The sequence below is a fragment of the Streptosporangium sp. NPDC006007 genome (assembly GCF_040614315.1).
Lineage (GTDB): Bacteria > Actinomycetota > Actinomycetes > Streptosporangiales > Streptosporangiaceae > Streptosporangium.
In genome coordinates this window covers 1771-19536 of the sequence record NZ_JBEXUG010000016.1, presented here as the reverse complement: position 1 = coordinate 19536, position 17766 = coordinate 1771, and the positions used below count along the sequence as shown (strand labels likewise).

General features: G+C 71.1%; 17 protein-coding genes. 4 read left to right on the top strand and 13 right to left on the bottom strand.

The features are described from left to right. Positions 1-118: 118 nt before the first annotated feature. From ABZ194_RS15015 to ABZ194_RS14975, 9 genes are all read right to left on the bottom strand, one after another. A complete protein-coding gene (locus ABZ194_RS15015; protein ID WP_355596336.1) occupies positions 119-1246 on the bottom strand; it encodes a glycosyltransferase family 4 protein in 1128 nt (375 codons plus the stop codon). Beyond that, positions 1239-2894, bottom strand: a complete 1656-nt coding sequence (locus ABZ194_RS15010; RefSeq protein WP_355596334.1) for a lipid II flippase MurJ — start codon at positions 2892-2894, stop codon at positions 1239-1241. The genes ABZ194_RS15015 and ABZ194_RS15010 overlap by 8 nt, the downstream gene beginning before the upstream one ends. Continuing rightward, the gene (locus tag ABZ194_RS15005) at positions 2891-3757 is read right to left on the bottom strand and encodes a hypothetical protein (RefSeq protein ID WP_355596332.1); all 867 of its coding nucleotides are present in this window, start codon (positions 3755-3757) and stop codon (positions 2891-2893) included. Before ABZ194_RS15005 ends, ABZ194_RS15010 begins: the two co-directional genes overlap by 4 nt. Before the next feature lie 5 nt (positions 3758-3762). Further along, positions 3763-4728 carry a copper transporter gene (locus ABZ194_RS15000; protein ID WP_355596330.1) on the bottom strand — a complete coding sequence of 322 codons (966 nt, stop codon included), beginning with the start codon at positions 4726-4728 and terminating at the stop codon, positions 3763-3765. After that, a complete protein-coding gene (gene steA / locus ABZ194_RS14995) occupies positions 4725-5936 on the bottom strand; it encodes a putative cytokinetic ring protein SteA (RefSeq protein ID WP_355596328.1) in 1212 nt (403 codons plus the stop codon). Before steA ends, ABZ194_RS15000 begins: the two co-directional genes overlap by 4 nt. Before the next feature lie 149 nt (positions 5937-6085). Further along, positions 6086-7798 (bottom strand): DNA repair protein RecN, encoded by a 1713-nt coding sequence (recN, locus tag ABZ194_RS14990; protein WP_355596325.1) that lies wholly within the window; start codon positions 7796-7798, stop codon positions 6086-6088. 90 nt (positions 7799-7888) lie between these two features. After that, the gene (locus tag ABZ194_RS14985) at positions 7889-8794 is read right to left on the bottom strand and encodes an NAD kinase (RefSeq protein ID WP_355596323.1); all 906 of its coding nucleotides are present in this window, start codon (positions 8792-8794) and stop codon (positions 7889-7891) included. Between the two features lie 78 nt (positions 8795-8872). Next, positions 8873-9691, bottom strand: a complete 819-nt coding sequence (locus ABZ194_RS14980) for a TlyA family RNA methyltransferase (protein WP_355596321.1) — start codon at positions 9689-9691, stop codon at positions 8873-8875. Beyond that, positions 9688-9861: a hypothetical protein gene (locus tag ABZ194_RS14975; RefSeq protein WP_355596319.1), complete on the bottom strand. Its 174-nt coding sequence runs from the start codon at positions 9859-9861 to the stop codon at positions 9688-9690. Before ABZ194_RS14975 ends, ABZ194_RS14980 begins: the two co-directional genes overlap by 4 nt. A gap of 750 nt (positions 9862-10611) precedes the next feature. On the opposite strand from ABZ194_RS14975, the gene ABZ194_RS14970 reads away from it, so the two are divergent. Next, entirely contained in the window at positions 10612-10959 is a 348-nt protein-coding gene (locus ABZ194_RS14970; protein WP_355596317.1) for an SCP2 sterol-binding domain-containing protein, read from the top strand. A 371-nt stretch (positions 10960-11330) separates the two neighbouring features. Here ABZ194_RS14970 and ABZ194_RS14965 read toward each other — a convergent pair whose 3' ends face one another. Together ABZ194_RS14965 and ABZ194_RS14960 are read right to left on the bottom strand one after the other, a co-directional pair. Next, the gene (locus ABZ194_RS14965; protein WP_355596315.1) at positions 11331-12323 is read right to left on the bottom strand and encodes an HAD-IIA family hydrolase; all 993 of its coding nucleotides are present in this window, start codon (positions 12321-12323) and stop codon (positions 11331-11333) included. A 61-nt stretch (positions 12324-12384) separates the two neighbouring features. Further along, positions 12385-12726: a tetratricopeptide repeat protein gene (locus ABZ194_RS14960; RefSeq protein WP_355596313.1), complete on the bottom strand. Its 342-nt coding sequence runs from the start codon at positions 12724-12726 to the stop codon at positions 12385-12387. 209 nt (positions 12727-12935) lie between these two features. On the opposite strand from ABZ194_RS14960, the gene ABZ194_RS14955 reads away from it, so the two are divergent. Next, complete coding sequence (locus ABZ194_RS14955; protein WP_355596311.1) at positions 12936-14240, top strand: DUF1015 domain-containing protein; 1305 nt, start codon at positions 12936-12938, stop codon at positions 14238-14240. 226 nt (positions 14241-14466) lie between these two features. Here ABZ194_RS14955 and ABZ194_RS14950 read toward each other — a convergent pair whose 3' ends face one another. Beyond that, positions 14467-14979: a hypothetical protein gene (locus ABZ194_RS14950; protein ID WP_355596309.1), complete on the bottom strand. Its 513-nt coding sequence runs from the start codon at positions 14977-14979 to the stop codon at positions 14467-14469. A 111-nt stretch (positions 14980-15090) separates the two neighbouring features. Between ABZ194_RS14950 and ABZ194_RS14945 the strand changes: the two genes are divergently transcribed. Then, complete coding sequence (locus ABZ194_RS14945) at positions 15091-16017, top strand: MBL fold metallo-hydrolase (RefSeq protein WP_355596307.1); 927 nt, start codon at positions 15091-15093, stop codon at positions 16015-16017. A gap of 54 nt (positions 16018-16071) precedes the next feature. Here ABZ194_RS14945 and ABZ194_RS14940 read toward each other — a convergent pair whose 3' ends face one another. Further along, a complete protein-coding gene (locus tag ABZ194_RS14940; RefSeq protein ID WP_355596305.1) occupies positions 16072-17037 on the bottom strand; it encodes a hypothetical protein in 966 nt (321 codons plus the stop codon). A gap of 3 nt (positions 17038-17040) precedes the next feature. On the opposite strand from ABZ194_RS14940, the gene ABZ194_RS14935 reads away from it, so the two are divergent. Next, positions 17041-17766 (top strand): hypothetical protein (locus ABZ194_RS14935; RefSeq protein WP_355596303.1); only part of this gene is annotated, 726 nt, incomplete at its 3' end.

The following is a 17766-nucleotide window of genomic DNA, read 5'->3' as shown; positions in this document are numbered from 1 at the left end:
TGTCACGAAGGGATACTCCCCTCCCTAACCAAGCAAGTATAGATCTGTGGCCTGGTAACACCTAATTCGGGGGGCAGGTACGCGCCGGTGATCCCGGCCGTCCCCACGTTCCCCATGGTCAGCGCGTTTTGGGTAGGTCTGCGTAAATCGCCAGCACCGCCTCCAGCGCCTGTTCCTCGCCGGGCAGCTCCCGGCCCCGACGGGCGGACGCCTCCCCCAGAGCCCCCGCGAGACCGTCGTCGGCGAGCACCCTTTCGACCGCGGCACGCATCGCGGCGACGTCCCCGTACGGCACCAGCAACCCCGCCTCGCCCACCATCGGCGGGATGCCGCCCACCGCGGTGGCGATCACCGGCGTGCCCGCCCGCAGCGCCTCCTGCACGTTCAGCGGCTGCCCCTCCCAGCGGCTGGGCACCAGCAGGGCCCTGGCCACACCGAGCAGATCCGCCACGTCGTCCCGGTTCCCGAGCAGCCGCACCGGCAGGTTCTCCCGGTCGACTCGCCGCTGCAGCTCCCCGCGGAGGGGCCCGTCCCCCGCGATCAGGAACACCGCCCGGCGCCCGGACCGCCCGCCCCCCTCCCCGGAGTCCCGGCCGGAGCCGAGAGCCGCCGCCACGTCGAGGAGGGTCTCCAGCCCCTTCTGCTGGGCGAGCCTGGCGACGGTCAGCAGGACGGGCCGCTCCCCCGTGCCGAGGTCCGCCCGGACCCGCCCCGGGCCGCGTGCCGGGGCGGGCAGGGGCGGCGCCGGGACCACGGCGGCCTCGACGTGCCCGGCCCCCAGCCCGGTCATCCGCTCCCCCAGATCCGGCGAGACCACCAGGATCCGGTCGGCGCGGCGGGCGACGATCCGTTCGAGGACACCGTGGACCGCGCCCACGACTCCGCCCGCGGTGGCCGCGTTGTGCAGGGTGACCACGAGGCCGGTCCCGGTGCCGGTCAGGGCGAGCGCGGCCAGCGCTCCGGCCCGTAGCCCGTGCGCGTGCACGACGTGGGCCCCGCGCAGGGCCCGCAGCGTCCGCACCGCCCGCAGGTCGCTCAGCGGGCGGGGCCGGTCCGAGACGGGCACCGGCACGAACCTCGCCCCGAGCCTGCCGAACGCGAACGTCTCCTCGGTGGCCGGCGGCCCGGCCACCACCACCGGGTGGCCCCGGCGCACCAGACCGGCGGCCAGCATGGCCACGTGCCGCCCGACCCCGCCCGCGCTGGTCCCCAGCACCAGCGCCACCCGCGCTCCCGGATCAGTCATCGGTACGACTCCCCTCTGAACCGGACACCCGCCCGACCCGCACCAGCAGCATCCGGACGTCCGGTCCGTCGATCAGCGCGGCCACGGCCGCGAACGCCACCGAACCGGCCAGCGCCGCTCCCAGCCCGACCACCACGCACATCCACTTGGACACGTCGTCAAAGGCCGTGGCGACGGCCAGGCCGGCCGCGTAGGCCGCCAGGCCACCGGCCACCGCGGCGAGCAGGCCACGCCACGCCCCGGCCAGCGCCGCCGCGCCCCTGGCCCGCAGCACCGCGAGCACCAGCAGCACCCCGCCCAGGGTCATGCCGACCGTACTGCCCAGCGCCAGCCGCCCCACCACGGCCGGCCGGTCACCGGTGGCACGGGCCAGCACGACCTGGGCCAGCAGCGCGACCACCCAGCCCGCGACCGAGGCGATCGCGGCCGACCTGCCCCGGCCGCAGGCGTACAGGACGCGGGCGAGGTGGAACATCAGCGCGTACCCCACCAGGCCGGGCGCGAAGAACACGACGGCCCCCGCCATCTCCGCCGGGTCCCCACCGGGCGTGCCCTCCACGAACACCCGGGAGACGGGCACCGCGACCGCCGCCATGACCCCGGCCGCGAGCCCCGTCACCAGCAGGATCACCCGGGTGGTGACAGAGGTGAGATCGTCGAACCCGGCCAGGTCCCCGTCGCCGGCCCGGGTGGACAGCACCGGGAACGAACTGGTGGCGATCGGCACCACCAGCACCGCGAACGGAAGCTGGTACAGCGCCCAGGCGTAGGTGTAGACACCGGTCGCGCCCGCCCCGCCCAGGTCGTTGGCCAGCCGGACCACCATGATCAGTGTGATCTGCTGCGCGACGAGCACGGCGATGCCGGCGGTGGCGAGCCGCCGGGCGCGGACCGCGACCCCGGGGGGGAAGGACAGCGAGGGCCGGAGCCTGATCCCGAGCCCGGCCATGGGGCCCGCCACCGTGAGGACCATCGCCGCGGCGGCGATCGTCGCGCCGAGGGAGAGCGTCAGCTGTGCCGCGGTGTCAAGATCTCCCAGGTCGCGTGCGGCTCCACCGCCGACCCGCTTGAAGACCAGGTAGGAGCCGACGATGAACAGGCTGGAGACCAGCGGGGCCAGGGCGGGTCCCAGGAAACGCCGGTGTGCCTGAAGCACGCCGTACAGGATCACGGCGAGCCCGAAGAAGATCATGCGGGGGGCGAAGACGACGAGCATGCCGGTGCCGGCCCGGACGACCTCCGTCACCTCGCAGTCGGCGGCGCCGACATCGCCGACCAGCAGCGTGACGATCGGCCCGGCGAATACGGCGATGAGCAGGGTGAACGGCACCAGGATCAGCAGGACCCAGGTCAGCAGCGCCGACGTGGTCCGGCCGACCTCGGCCCTGGCCTCGGGATCCGTGCCGGACCTGGACGCCGCCGAGGCCAGCACCGGCACCACGGTCCCGGCCAGCGCGCCACCCGCCACCAGCTCGAAGATGATGTTGGGCACGTAGTTGGCGGTGTTGTAGGCGGTGCTCAGGCAGAAGTTGCCGACGGTCTGCGACTGAACGACATAACGGCCGAATCCGACGATCCGGGCGAACACCGTCACGACCCCGATGAGCAGAGCCGCGCCCGCGACCCCCTGCCCGATCTTTCTGATCATCGGCCCGCGGGTGCCTGCTCCACGGGACGGCGGCCGAGCATGTCGATGCGGTCGAGCACCGGGTTACCGGCGATGACCTTGGTGAAGCTGATCCTCTCCGAGGCCGCGGTCAGCGCGACCACGGTGCCGAGCACGGCCACACGCCCTGGACGGCCGAGGGTGACGGCCGCGGCCAGCCCGACCAGGGCGCCGAGCGCGTTCGCCCCCGCGTCGCCCAGCATCGCCCGCTCGCCGAGGTCTTCGGGCAGCAGCGCCACCGCGGCGCCGACAGGGAGCGCGGCCAGGGTCGCCTGGACCGGATCGCCCCGGAGGAGCCCGGCCGCGAGCAGGGGCGCGGCGGCGAGCAGGCCGACCTTGACGGCCCGGCCGGGACGCAGGTCGAAAAGGTTGGCCAGGTTGGCCCCACCGGCCACCAACGCGCCGTTGACCACGATGTCGGCGGGACGGCGGGTGGTCAGGGCCGCCGCGGCCAGCCCGGTCGCACCGATGCCGAGAAGCTTCACCGCGCCGCTGGTGACCTCTCCCTTGGCCAGGGCGCTCAGGTGCCCCCTGAACCCCTTGGAGGCCGTGGCGCCGTACAGGTCGTCGTAGGCGCCGAGCCCGCCGCCGCCGGCCACGGCCAGCACCGCGGCCGCGCGGACCCCGGCGGGCAGTCCGGGCACCGCGGCCGCGGCCGCGGCGGCCCCCGCGACGAACGCCGGCCCCTCAAGGAGAGTGATCGGCTCACCCCGGTGGTTGGTCCTGCTCCAGGTCTCCACGTCTCCGACCGGCGGCCTGCGCGTGAAGGCCGCGTAGGCGGCGCGGGCGGCCACCGCGCCGAGCAGGACGCCGGCGAGGGCGCCGAGAAGAGCGCGACGAGCCATGGGGATCATCCTCCGGAGGTGGCCGTGGGGGTGGGTGGCGCGCTGGGCTCGACGCCCGAGACACCGGAACCTATGCCGTACTGGCCGGCGGCCCCGGACAGTTGCTCCCGCAGAGCGTAGACCACCACGACCCTGCCCATGGGCATATCAGCGTTGTCGACGGTGGAGACCTTCTCGGCGGCGGCGGCGTCGTCGCGGAGCGCGGCGATGACCCCGCCGGCCCCGCCGCCGGTCAGCGAGCCGGTCAGCACGGCTCCCCGTCCCGCCTCGTCCAGCCCCACCGCCATCGAGACGATCGTGGCAGCCTGCTGGGTGGCGCCGTCCCCGGTGTACGGCTCGGCCGGGGCGATCAGCACTGCCAGGTCGGCGCGCTTGGCGGGCTGCTCGGTGAAGGTCACCAGGCCGGCCCGCTGGAAGGTCTCCAGGGTCGAGGCCGCCACCTGGCTCGACTTGCCCACCTGCGCGGCGTCGGAGGTCACGATCGCGCCGGAGAGCACCGCGGCCGCCTTGTCGTAGGGCGTGTCCTCGGCGGCGAAGACCAGGTCGACCGGTTTGGCGTCGGTGGCCAGCTTGTCGACGAAGGCCGACTGGGCGGCGTCGGCGTACTTGTCGGTCAGGGTGACCCTGCCGCTCACGGTCGCCCCCGCCTCGGTGATCACCTTCTGCACCAGCTCACGCGTGCCCGCCGCGCTGCCGGGGGCCTCCACGATGACGACACGCTCACCCGCGAGCGCGTCCCGCACCAGCCTGGGGGTGTCGGCCACGACGAAGAGGTCGTTGGCCGCCTGCCGGCTCTGCACCGCCTTCAGCTCGGCGCGAAGCTCGGTGTTGCCCACCCGGAGCTGGTTGGCGAGGCTCTCCGCCGTGTCGATGGCGGGCTCCTTCAGCAGGGTGGTGCCGAGCACGATGCCCACCGACAGCGCGAGGAAGATCGCGACGATGGAGACGAGGTGATAGCGGAAATCAATCACGAGAAGAGTCCGACCAACCAGAAGATGAAGCCGTTCCAGACGTCGCGGACGCTGTCCAGCCAGATCTTGCCGACCGGGGAGACGATGACGGCCAGGCCCATGGTGATCAACGTGGTGGCGACGAGCAGGAGCAGGGACGGGGTTGAGATCCGGCTGCGGTAGAGCCGGCTGACGCCCTTGGCGTCGATGAGTTTGCCGCCCACCCGCAGGCGGGTGAGGAAGGTGCTGGCCATGCCCGAGCGCCCCTTGTCGAGGAACTCCACCAGCGTCGCGTGGGTGCCGACGGCGACGATCAGGTCGGCGCCCTTGTCGTCGGCGAGCAGCATGGCGATGTCCTCGCTGGTGCCGATCGCGGGGAAGAGCACGGCGTCGTGGCCGAGCTGCTGGACCCGCTCCAGGCCCGGCGCCCTGCCGTCCCGGTAGGCGTGCACGACCAGCTCGGCCCCGCAGGTAAGGGCCTTGGCGGACACCGAGTCGAAGTCCCCCACGATGACGTCGGGCAGGTAACCGGCCTCCATGAGGGCGTCCGCGCCGCCGTCCACCCCGATCATGATGGGGCGGTACTCGCGGATATAGGGGCGCAGGGCCGCGATGTCCTCCTTGTAGTGGTAGCCCCGCACCACGATGAGGACGTGCCGCCCATCCATGACGGTCCGGATGTCCGGCACACCGACCCCGTCGATGAGCAGGTCACGCTCGCGCCGGACGTACTCCATGGTGTTCGCCGCGAACGCCTCGATCTGGACGGTCAGCCCGGCCCGCGCCTCGACCATCGCGGCATCGACGGACTCCACCGTCTGCATGTCGCCCTTGCCGACCACCTCCTCCTCAAGGTAGACGACCCCCTCGTGCAGCCTGACCAGGTCGCCGTCCTTGATCCGATCGAACAGCTCGGTGGTGGCGTTGTCGACGAACACGACCCCGGCCTCGACGAGGATCTGCGGGCCCAGGTTGGGGTAGCGGCCGCTGATGCCCGAGGCGATGTTGACCACGCCCGCCGCGTCACACGCGACAAGCGCCTCCGCGCTCACCCGGTCAACGTCGACGTGATCGATAATCGCGATTTCCCCGGCCCTGAGGCGCTTGGTCAGCCTCTTGGTCCGCCGATCGATTCTCGCCACTGCCGTTACCCCGGGAAGGTCCGTGACCTTCCTGCGGCGGAGGTAACCGTTGAGCTTGCGCTGAAGCCCGTCAGTCGGCACCTTCATCACGACCATCCTGCCAGAGGGAAAGACCACCGGAGCCATGCGGCCGACGGCGTGTCAGATTCGTCACTGGAGATGCCCACGTAGCCCCGCTCCCCCGAGCTATCCAAAACGCCCCCTGGTATTCCTTCTTCCGCCCTGCCGGCGGTGACTCACGCCTTGTCGGCGGCGGCGATCACCAGCAGCTCCTCCGCGTGCGCCCGGCCCAGCTCGGAGTCCTCCAATCCAGCGAGCATACGGGAGAGCTCACGCGCCCGGCCGTCCTTGTCGAGCGCGACGACGCCGCTGCGCACCACGCTGCCGTCACCGGCCTTCTCCACGACCAGGTGCTGGTCGGCGAAGGCCGCCACCTGCGGCAGGTGGGTGACGACTATCACCTGGGCGGTGCGGGCCAGCCGCGCCAGCCTCCGCCCGATCTCCACCGCCGCCTTGCCGCCCACCCCCGCGTCGACCTCGTCGAACACGAACGTGGGAACCGGGTCGGCACCGGCGAACACCACCTCGATGGCCAGCATGACCCGGCTCAGCTCACCGCCGGAGGCACCCTTGTTCAGCGGCAGCGGAGGCGAGGCCGGGTGCGGGGACATGCGCAGCTCGACCTCGTCGACCCCGTGGGGGCCGAAGTCACCGGCGGCGGCCAGGGTGACCACCACCCTGGCGTGCGGCATGGCCAGCACGGTGAGCTCCTCGGTGACGGCCTGCCCGAACCGCTCGGCCGCGACGGCGCGGACCCGGGTCAGCTCGGCGGCCAGCTCGGTGAGGCGGACGGTGAGCTCCTCGTGCTCACGAAAGAGCCCGCCGATCCGCTCGTCGTCACCTTCGAGCTCGGCGACACGGCGCGCGGCCTGCGCGGCCCAGGCGAGCACCACACCGGTGTCCTGGCCGTACTTGCGGATGAGGTGGGTGAGCACGGCCTGGCGCTCCTGCACGACCGCGAGCCGGACCGGGTCGGCCTCGACCGACTCGGCGTAGGAGGCCAGCTCGGTGGCCACGTCGGCGATGAGATACCCGGCCTCGGCGAGCCGGTCGGCGATCCCGGCCAGCACCGGGTCGAAGTCACGCACCGCCTCCACGGCGGTGCGCGCCCGGCCGACCAGCGCGATGGCGTCCTGCATCTCCTGCTCGCCGGACATCGGATCGCCCAGCAGTGCCCGGTGCGCGGCCTCCGCGGCGTTCCGCAGGGAGTCGGCGTGGGAGAGCCTCTCCTCCTCCTCGCGCAGCGCGGCCTCCTCCCCCTGCCTGGGGTCGGCCCGCTCCACCTCATTCAGCCCGAACCGCAGCAGGTCGGCCTCCTGGGCGCGCTCCCGAGCCCGGGCCGTGAGCTCGGCCAGCTGGTCGGCGACCTGCCTGTGCCGTTTGTAGGTCAGCTCGTAGGCGCGCAACGGCTTGAGAAGGTCCTCACCCGCGTAGCGGTCGAGGGCGGCGCGCTGGCGCCCGGGCTGAAGCAGCCGCTGCTGATCCATCTGGCCGTGTACGGCCACCAGGTCCTCGGCCAGGTAGGTGAGGGTGCCCACGGGGACGGTGCGCCCGCCCAGCCAGGCACGGCTGCGGCCCTCGGCGGAGACGGTCCGCGAGATGATCAGCTCGGCGCCCTCGACCTCACCTCCCACGTCCCGCACCTGCTGGGCCACCCGGCCCGCCGGGTCGACCACGAGCGTGCCCTCCACGGTGGCCTTGTCCGCCCCCGGGCGGACGCGGGCCGGATCCGCCCGGCCGCCGAAGAGCAGGCCCAGACCGGTCACCACCATGGTCTTACCCGCACCGGTTTCGCCCGTGAGCACGGTGAACCCCGGCGAGAGGGCCAGGACGGCCTCGTCGATCACACCGAGCCCTCGGATACGGACCTCCTCGACCCTGGGTCGCACTGGTCCCTCCCGTCACATCGAATTCACCGAACATCAGTGCGGTGCGCGGGCACGATCCTACGCGCTCGGGACCACGATCGCCCGGACGAGCTACGGTCGCACCCGGCCACGCCACCCCTGGACAGGAAGATCGAACTTGGCGACCAGCCGGTCGGTGAACGGCGCTCCGGTGTCCTCCACACCGTGCAGCCGGGCCAGCCGTACCGGCATCTCGGCCCGGCGGACCTCGACCCGCGTCCCGGCGGGCAGGTCGAACCTGCGACGGCCGTCGCACCACAGCACGGCTCCGGCCGTCGCCGGCTGAATCTCCAGCGCCAGCGTGGAGCGGGGGGAGACCACCAGCGGCCGGGCGAACAGCGCGTGGGCGCTGATCGGCACCAGCAGCATCGCCTCCACCTCCGGCCAGACCACGGGGCCGCCGGCCGAGAACGCGTAGGCGGTGGAGCCCGTCGGTGTGGCGCAGATGACCCCGTCGCACCCCCAGCGTGACAGCGGGCGCCCGTCGATCTCGGCGACCACCTCAAGCATCCGCTCGCGCTTCTCCACCGTGGCCTCGTTGAGCGCCCAGGTGTCGGCCAGCAACTGGCCGTTGAGACGGGCGGTGACCTCGACGGTCATCCGCTCCTCCACGTCGTAGCGGCCCCGCACCACGCAGTCCACCGCGTCCGCCAGATTCTCCACCTCGGCCTCGGCCAGAAAGCCGACGTGCCCGAGGTTGACACCGAGCAGCGGCACCCCGGCCGGCCGGGCCAGCTCGGCGGCCCGCAGCAGGCTGCCGTCACCGCCCAGCACGATCATCATCTCTGCATCCTGCACCGCCGCCGCGCCCGCGGGCATCACCTCGGCGCCCGTACACTCGATCGACTCCGCCTCGGCGCTGAGGACGCGCACCGTCAGACCGGCGTCCACCAGGCGGCCGATCACCAGCCGGGCGCTGTCGATGGCCGCCCCCCGCCCGGTGTGCACGGTGACCAGCACGATGCGCTCGGCAGTCATCGAAACTCCTTGAGCATGGAGACGCCGGGCTTTGGGCCCGGCGAGGAGGTCAATTTCCACTCTTTCGCGGAGCGGGCACTACCGGGGACCTTCCGCCACCGCGCGCCCGATCTCAGCCGTGAGATCCTCGACCGCCGGCGGACCCTCGCCCTTGCCCAGCCAGATGACGTACTCGACATTGCCCGCCGGGCCCGGCAGCGGACTCGCGGTGACGCCCCGCACGGTCAGGCCGAGCCTCAGCGCGGCCTCGGCGACGTCCTGTACGGCCCGAGCCCGCAGCTCGGGATCCCTGACGACCCCGCCCGCGCCGACCCGTTCCCTGCCGACCTCGAACTGGGGCTTGACCAGCATCGCGAAATCCGCCCGCTCGGCGGCGCAGGCGACCAGCGCGGGCAGCACCAGACGGAGCGAGATGAACGACAGGTCGCCGACCACCAGCGTGGGGGCCCGCCCCACCGCGTCGGGTGTCAGATCCCTGACGTTGACCCGCTCCATGACGGTGACCCGCTCGTCGGTCCGCAGGGACCAGGCGAGCTGGCCGTACCCGACGTCCACGGCCAGCACGTGCGCAGCGCCGTTGCGCAGCAGCACATCGGTGAAACCCCCGGTCGAGGCCCCGGCGTCCAGGCAGCGACGCCCGGCGACGGTCAGCCCCCGGGGCCCGAAGGCCTCCAGCGCGCCGAGCAGCTTGTGCGCCCCACGCGAGACGTAGTCGGGCCCCTCGTCCGCCTCGGCGACCACGATCGCCGAGGCGGTCTCCACCTGGGTCGCGGGCTTGGCCGCCGTCTGGCCGCCGATGGTGACCCGACCGGCCTCGATGAGCTGGGCCGCCTGCTCCCGCGAGCGGGCCAGCCCCCGCCGCACCAGCTCGCTGTCGAGGCGCGTCCGCCGGCTCACCGATGCCGGTCCGGGGTGCCGTCCATCGAGGCGAGCGCCTGCTCCAGCCCGGTGAACACCTCCTCGAACACGTGCACATGCGCCGAGACGGGCACCGTACCGAGACGGATGAGCCCTCCCAGCGCGGTGTCCACCCGCTCCTCGCCGACATCTTCCGGCAGGTCCGTCATGCGCCCCCTCCGGAGGTGCTCTGGGCCGATTCGATGATCATCCGGGTGCACGCCACGCGAGCCGTCCCTCCCGTTGACCCCGTTGACGTGTCGACGGTATCGGAAGCCGTGGCGGTCGTCGCCCCGGCATCCCCCCGCCACCCTGTGGACCGCCGCCCGGCCCCCACGCCCCCCTGTGGCCCACAGCCCGGCCCCCGCACTCTTCCGGCCGCCGTCTGGTCCTCATCCCCTAGAGCGCCCCTGACCACCGTCCGGCCCCGGACCGCCGACGCCCGTCTGCGGGCTGGTAGCCGGCGCGGCCCCAGTCATCGTGCTGTGCCCCCTGCGGCTCTTCCCCGCTCCCCGGACCGGCGCCCAACCTCCGGGCGACCGGCGTCCACCCGGGCGCGGCTCCGACGGAGAGCCCGTCGCGCACCCCCGGCGGGACAGGCTCTGCCTCCACCGGGACAGGTCACCCCCGGGACAGGTCACCCCGCCTTTCCCCCCGGGTGACCCCGGACATGGGCGTCCGGCGGGGGCTGGTTCTCCTGGAACGTGTGAATCGGCGAACTACCGGGGGTGTCTGGATCGTTGTCATGTCAGCAAGGCCGACAGCTCTGCATCCATATCCTCGCAATGCCTCGGAGACCATGCCAGAAGCCCCTTCACCGACGTCACCACGACCGGATCACATGCCGGGTTGGTGTGGAACGCTACCGTCCGTAGGTGCGAGGGGTTCGGACCGGTCCTAACAGAAGGGAGCGCCAAACAATGGCGAGCGTCGACGAGTGCCGGGCGGCACTGCTTAAACTCGGCGAGCAGTTCGACGAGCTTGACCAGGAGAGCCGCGCCAGGCACGTGGTCGAGCGCAGCATCAGCTGTCACATCAGCGACCTCCACGTCACCTTCTACGGCCGGATCCACCACGGTGGGCTCGGCCCCTTCGAGGACCTGCCCCCGGCCGGTGGCGGACGCGCCGACGTGAAGCTGACCATCGGCAGCGACGATCTGATCTCCCTGGTCAACGGCGAGCTCGACATGGGACGCGCGGTGTTCGGCGGCCGGGTCAAGATCGATGCCAGCTTCGGCGACCTGCTGCGCCTGCGTAAACTCCTGTGAACCGCTCCATACGCGCGCCCCGGACGGCAACTCCCCGACATGGAACCCACTGACCGCCCGAGCCGTCCCACCCGAGGCGAGGCGAGGCGAGGCGGCTGTCGGCCTTGCTGACATGACAACGATCCAGACACCCCCGGTAGTTCGCCGATTCACACGTTCCAGGAGAACCAGCCCCCGCCGGACGCCCATGTCCGGGGTCACCCGGGGGAAAGGCGGGGTGACCTGTCCCGGTGGGGGAGGGCGTCTGTCAGGGGGCTCTGTCAGGGGGCGGGGCGGTGGCGCCGCGCCGGAGAAGGGGGCGTCGGCGACGCCGCGCGGACGGTGCCGGGGCGCGGAGATGAGGGGCGCTCGTCAAACGGTCATCAACCGTTTCATGTGGACGGTATTCGCGTGGACAGCACACGTCCGGGGAGGGAGGAGCCGAGGACGGCCTTCACCGCGTCCTCGTCGGCCCGCCCGCCGCCCACCGCCTCCCAGGTCGCGGCGGAGGCCGCCCGGAGCCCGTCGATCGCCTCCCCTTGGCCGTCGAGACGGAGGCGCCCCCCGTCCCAGCGGGCGATCCATCCCCGGCAGACCCAGCGGTCCCCGTTTCGCTGTACGCGAGGGTAGGGCCGGTGCAGGGCCGACAGGTCGGCGGCGACATAGGTGGGCCGGTGCCGGGGAGCGGCGGTCAGCAGGTCCAGTGGGCTCGCCACACCGGTCAGCACGAGCAGGCTGTCCACTCCGGCGTTGGTCGCCCCCTCGATGTCGGTGTCGAGCCGGTCACCGACCAACAGCGGCCTCCTGGCCCCGGTCCGCAACATCGCCTCGCGATGCAACGGCGGCTCGGGCTTGCCCGCGACGATCGGCTCCACCCCGGTCGCCGTGGCGATCACCCGGATCATCGCGCCGTTGCCCGGCATCTCGCCTCGGCCGGTCGGCATGGTCGAGTCCGCGTTCGCGGCCACGAAGAGCGCCCCCTGCCGTACGGCCAGCGCCCCCTCCGCCAGCAGGCCGTAGGAGAGGTGAGGGGCGATGCCCTGCACCACCGCGGCCGGGGCGTCCATGGCGGTGCTGACCGGGCGCAGCCGGTGGGCGCGCAGAGCGCTGCGCAGCCCCATCCCCCCGACCACAAGCACGGCGGCACCCGGCTCGACCCTCTCGGCCACCAGTCGCGCGGCGGCCTGGGCCGAGGTGACCACGTCGGCGGCGGACGCCGGCGCGCCGAGCGCGCTCAGGTGCTGGGCGATCGCACCGGGGGTGCGCGAGGCGTTGTTGGTGACGTAGGCGAGCCGCACACCGCGCTCCACCGCCTGGCGCAACGCCTCCGGAGCCCCCGGTACGGCGTCACGCCCGAGATACACCACCCCATCCAGATCAAGCAAGAGGGTGTCATAAGGGTCGATCAGCGGCTGTGTGTTCACTCGCCCATTTCATCATCCGAGTTCACGTCCGGCGGGCGCGTAACGTCGCCCGGACACTTTTCAAGGCCGATACGTAGTGCCGCTGGTCGGGTCGCATGGCCGCGGCGATGGCCAGGGGTTCCTGAGCTCCTTCCATGTCTCCGCTCCGCCACAGGGCGAGGCCAAGGCCGAAGTAGGCGTAGTCCTCGGTCGGGTTGGCGTCGATGATCCACCGAAAGCTGTCGGCGGCGTCGGCGTACTGCCTGGAGTTGAACTGGGCTCGGGCGAGCGCCTCCCGGATGCTCCGCGACTCCGGCTCGGCACCGGCGGCGCGCTCCAGCAGGGCGGCCGCCGCCGCCGGGCTGCCCTCGCCCAGGAGTTTCATCCCTCGTTGAAACCATTCGTAGACGTCCCCGACCGGAGCGCCCGTCTCGGGGTTGGGGGAATCAGACGGACCGCTACGTCCTTGGACCATACGTGAGGCCTCCTTCATCGACAGACGACAGATCTGACCGATTCCCTGACGGACCGGGTGCCGCCGCGCCGTCGAGGCGACCCCTGGACGTTTCAGGCCTTTATGGCAGCATGCCCTATATGGCGAATCCTGAACTGCCGATACCTGACGGGCTGGTGCTACGCCCGTTTCACGGCCTACGGTTCGCGGTCGACGATCTGGCCGAGGTGACCTCCCCCCCGTACGACCTCATCGAGGAGGCCGGTGTTCAGGACCTGCTCGACGCGCATCCCAACAACGTGGTGCGGCTGATCCTTCCCGGTGCCGACCGTCACCGGTACGCCGAGGCGCGGGAGACCCTGAACACCTGGCTCTCCTCCGGCGTGCTGGTCGCCGACGAGACACCCGCCGTCTACGTCTACGAGCAGACCGGGCCGGGGGTCCTCCAGCGCGGGCTCATCGGCGACGTGGGCCTTACGGCTCCGGAGCGGCGTGTCATCCTGCCACACGAGGACGTGATGCCCGGCCCGGTGGCCGACCGCCTGGCCCTGATGCGCACCACCGAGGCCAACCTGGAGCCCATCTTCCTGCTTTACGAGGGCGGGGAAGGCGCCGCCACCCGTCTCGTCGACCGGATCGCCACCTCCCGGGCTCCCCTGGTCGACCTGGAGACCCGTGACGGCTTCCGGCATCGGCTGTGGGCCATCACCGATCCCGGAGAACTCGTCTCCCTCAACACCGATCTTCGCGCCCGCCAGGCCCTCATCGCCGACGGTCACCACCGGTACGCCACCTATCTCGCGCTTCAGCGCGAGCACCACGCCTCGCCGGGCGCAAACCCTCCCGGCATGAGTGTCCCAAGCGGGCCCGCGAAGCCGGGGCCCTGGGACTTCGGTCTGGCACTCCTGGTGGACTCCACCTCCTACCCGCCGGACCTGAGGGCCATCCACCGGGTCGTTCCGGAGCTTGCACTGGAAGACGCCCTGGCCAAGGCCAAGGGGGCCTGGCAAGTGCAGGAGTACGCCGACCTCTCCGAGGGGCTGGCCGCGCTGGCGGACGCCGCGGAGCCGGCCTACCTGCTCTCCGACGGAGAAGCGGCGTATCTGCTCACCGAACCGGATCCGGATCAGCTCGCACACGCCATGCCCGCCGATCGGTCCGCCCGGTGGTGCGCGCTGAACACCGCCGTCCTGGCCGAGTTTCTGCTGCCCAAGGTCTGGGGAACGCAGGATGATGAACGGTTGGTGCGCATCGTGCACCATGATCCGGAGACGGCGATACGACTCGCTCGGGAATCGGGGGGAACGGCGGTGCTGCTCAACCCGCTGAACGTCGACGACGTGCTCGCGGTAGCGGCCCAGGAGGAGCGGGTGCCGCGCAAGTCCACCTCCTTCGGCCCCAAGCCCCGCACCGGGCTGGTGCTGCGCACGCTGGCCCTCGGCTGACCACATAAACAACGCAAGCCACGCAAATCGAACAAATGACATAAATAATGCGGAGTTGCTGAACAGGCCAGGGCCAGACGGTCGGGGGCGAGGTGAAACGCCCCTGGACGGCCAACGAGGGGGATCGCAAGCCCTGACCCGCGAGGACAGCGGGGGCGCTACCCGGTGAAGCGGGAACCCCAACCCGTGGGGGTGAAACTCCTCCGCTCTGGCCGGGAAGAGGAGGTCAACTTGGGGAGAGCGTCTCCGCGCATCGTGGAGCGGGCACCAGCCCGCCCTTTCCGAAGCGGGGAACCGGCTCGGAACCGGAGGCCCGCCGTCTCTCCCTCTCCACCGTGGCCCCTTCCACGGACAGCAGTGAACGCACCGGTCTGGGCGCGATCGAAGTCGGCACCCCCTCGTCACCACCGCTCGGAGTCGTGACGATCCGCCGTCCGAGACGTCTGGCCGAATGGACCTCGACCTCATAGCCGGATGACTTCGCCCCGTCACTTCCCCACCAGCGGCGGCGGAGCGAGCCCACCACCTCGACCATGTCGTCAGGAAGCCATTCGGCCACGGCCACGGTGACCTCGGGCCGGAACGACGCGCACAGGATGGTGTCCACCCGGATCCTGCGACCACCTTGCCGTCTCCGGACGATCAACTTCCAGGTGCCGAGCGCGCTCCCGCCCTGCAGCGGCCTGACACGCACCGCTTCGGGTAGACGGCCCACCAGGACGACCTCGTTTCGATCCATCGAATCCTCCTCCGATCTCTGCCGATCGAGGACCACTCTTTACGATGTGGACTACACCCGAATGGCCAGAACGCCGTTCTGGGGATATCGCTTCCAGTTCTGAGGTGGCCTGTGGACAACATCACCGCCCTCGGCGGAGAGGTCTATGAGATCGACACAAGGATGGCGGGATATTCGGGCATCACGGCGGGATACCTGATTCTCGGAGACCGTCCGTGCCTGGTGGAGACGGGTACCTCCACCTCCGCACCGGTGGTACGCGATGCTCTGACATCTCTCGGCGTCGGTCCGGGTGACCTCGCCACCGTCGTCGTCACGCACATCCACCTGGATCACGCGGGCGGGGTCGGCGACATCGCCGGGTTCTTCCCGGAAGCGGAGATCGTGGTTCATGAGAAGGGTGCCCGGCACTTGGCCGACCCCGCCCGGCTGATGGCCAGCGCCCGGATGGTCTGGGGTGATCGGCTGGACAGCCTGTTCGGCGAGCTGGCACCCACCGACGCCTCGCGGATCCGCGCGCTCGGCGACACAGGAGCCGTCGACCTCGGCAACGGGCGCACGCTGAGCAGCCACTACTCCCCCGGTCACGCCAAGCACCACGTGGGACTGATCGACTCGGGCACCGGTGACCTCTACGTCGGTGACGCCGCCGGGGTCTACCTCCCGCAGACGGGTGACCTGCGCCCCGCCACACCACCGCCGGACTTCGACCTGCGGACCGCGTTGGATTCGATAGCCCTGTTCGAGGCGCTGGGCCCGCAGCGGCTGCTGTTCAGCCACTACGGACCGGTCACGGACGTGGCGGAGACCCTGGAACGGTCAGCGGAGGAGCTCCGCGTCTGGGTCGACCTGACCCGCCGGGCACGCTCCGAGGGCATGGATCTGGATCATGCGGTGGCGATGGTCAGAGAGCGCACCCGGGAGCGGTACTCGGCACTGAGGGCCGACGACGCGACCGCCGAGCAGTTCGAACTCCTCAGCGGCGCCCCGTCCAACGTCGCGGGCATCCTTCACTGGCTGGACCGGGTCCAGCCGTAGAACGGGCGGCCCGTCTCGGAAGAACGGTTCCGTTCTTCCGAGACGGGCCTGGAACTACTTCTTGCTCTTGGTCATGCCCTCGTCCTCGTCCTCATCCGCGTCGATGGGGTCGTCCAGGACATCACCGAAGTCGGGCTCAATGAAGGCCGGACCGACACCGGTTTCGACCTTCTCCTCCACCTTGCCCTGGGCACTCTCCTCGGCTTCCCCAACGGTCTTCTCCGAGACGGGAGCCTCCTCCTCCGAGACGTGATCGATGAGGGACTCGTACTCTTCGAGGTCGTCCTCGGCCTCAATCTGCGCGTCCAGGTCGGCGGCATCGTCAATGCTGACGTCCGACTCGTTGTCGGCGTCGAAACCGTTGAACTCCGCCACCTCCCCTTCGAGGGCCTCGCCGTTCTCCGCTTCGGCTGTCTCGTCACCGGCCTCGTCGTCGAGGTCCTCCTCAAGATCCTCGATAACCGAACCGGTCAGCTCCGCATAGCGCTCGGCCGCGTCGGTCTCGCCGTCCTCGTCGAAGGCCATCGCCCGGCCGAACCACTCGGTGGCGGGGTCCTCATGGCCGGCGTCGGCCAGGGCGTCGGCATAGGCGAAGGCCAGCCTGGCCGACCAGGGGTGCGGACGCGTGTCACGCAGCTCGGGCAGACGCTGGAGGGTGATGACCGCAGCGTCCTTCTGGTCGAGATCCCGGCGGGCACCCGACTCCACGATGGCGAGCTCGATCTTGCCTGCCCGGTCAAGACGCTCGGCCTCCTTCGAACGGACCAGATCCAGGGCTCGCTCGGGACGGCCAAGTCCACGCTCACAGTCCGCCATGATCGGCAGGAACGCGTCGGAACCCGTCATACGACGGGCGGCACGCAGGTCACTGAGCGCCTCGGCGAAGTGCCCGGCCCGGTAGGCCGCGATGCCGACGGCCTCACGGATCACACCGATCCTGGCCGCGAAACGGCGTGCGACCTTGGTGTGTTCGTAAGCCCGCTCGGCGTCGTCCTCCCCGAGTGCCCGCGTGGCCGCCACAAGATGGCAGGAGATCAGGTCCGCGAGATCCAGCGGGAGGGAGCGCAGCTCTTCCCGAATCTCCTTGTCAAGTTCCTCCGGGGTGATGTCGGGAGCGAGCGGAGGCAGCTCCTCGCGCTCACGGCTCGGGGCCTCGTCACGATCGTGACGGCTGTAACGGGTACGGGAACCCTCTCCTTCCCCGCGGAACCCACCGTCACGGTCACCGAAAGGACGTCCGCCTCGGTCATCACGGGCATGGGGAGGGCGGCCACCGCCGGGGCGGTCATCACGGTTGTAGGACGGACGATCGCCACCGCGATTGTCGCGATACCCCCCACCCGGACGATCATCACGGTTGAAGGGAGGCCGCCCACCACCGGGACGGTCATCACGGTTGAACCGAGGACGGTCACCACCGTCAGGACGCGGACCATACTGACTACGGGCCTGATCACGGTCACCATACGAACGGCGCTCGCCGCCACCCGGACGGTCATCACGGTTGTAGGACGGACGGCCACCACCGGAACGGTCATCGCGGTTGTAGGACGGACGATCGCCACCGCGATTGTCGCGATACCCCCCACCCGGACGATCATCACGGTTGTAAGGAGGCCGCCCACCACCGGGACGATCACCCTGATAAGCAGGCCGGCCACCACCGGAACGGTCATCGCGGTTGTAGGACGGACGATCGCCACCGCGATTGTCGCGATACCCCCCACCCGGACGATCATCACGGTTGTA

Excerpts from the sequence above, each read along its gene's own strand:
- ABZ194_RS15010 (WP_355596334.1), bottom strand. The coding sequence starts at position 2,894 with ATGATCAGAAAGATCGGGCAGGGGGTCGCGGGCGCGGCTCTGCTCATC.
- ABZ194_RS14985 (WP_355596323.1), bottom strand. The coding sequence starts at position 8,794 with ATGACTGCCGAGCGCATCGTGCTGGTCACCGTGCACACCGGGCGGGGG.
- ABZ194_RS14975 (WP_355596319.1), bottom strand. The coding sequence starts at position 9,861 with ATGACGGACCTGCCGGAAGATGTCGGCGAGGAGCGGGTGGACACCGCG.
- ABZ194_RS14960 (WP_355596313.1), bottom strand. The coding sequence starts at position 12,726 with ATGAAACTCCTGGGCGAGGGCAGCCCGGCGGCGGCGGCCGCCCTGCTG.
- ABZ194_RS15005 (WP_355596332.1), bottom strand. The coding sequence starts at position 3,757 with ATGGCTCGTCGCGCTCTTCTCGGCGCCCTCGCCGGCGTCCTGCTCGGC.
- ABZ194_RS14955 (WP_355596311.1), top strand. The coding sequence starts at position 12,936 with ATGGCGAATCCTGAACTGCCGATACCTGACGGGCTGGTGCTACGCCCG.
- ABZ194_RS14950 (WP_355596309.1), bottom strand. The coding sequence starts at position 14,979 with ATGGATCGAAACGAGGTCGTCCTGGTGGGCCGTCTACCCGAAGCGGTG.
- ABZ194_RS14970 (WP_355596317.1), top strand. The coding sequence starts at position 10,612 with ATGGCGAGCGTCGACGAGTGCCGGGCGGCACTGCTTAAACTCGGCGAG.
- steA (WP_355596328.1), bottom strand. The coding sequence starts at position 5,936 with ATGAAGGTGCCGACTGACGGGCTTCAGCGCAAGCTCAACGGTTACCTC.
- ABZ194_RS15015 (WP_355596336.1), bottom strand. The coding sequence starts at position 1,246 with ATGACTGATCCGGGAGCGCGGGTGGCGCTGGTGCTGGGGACCAGCGCG.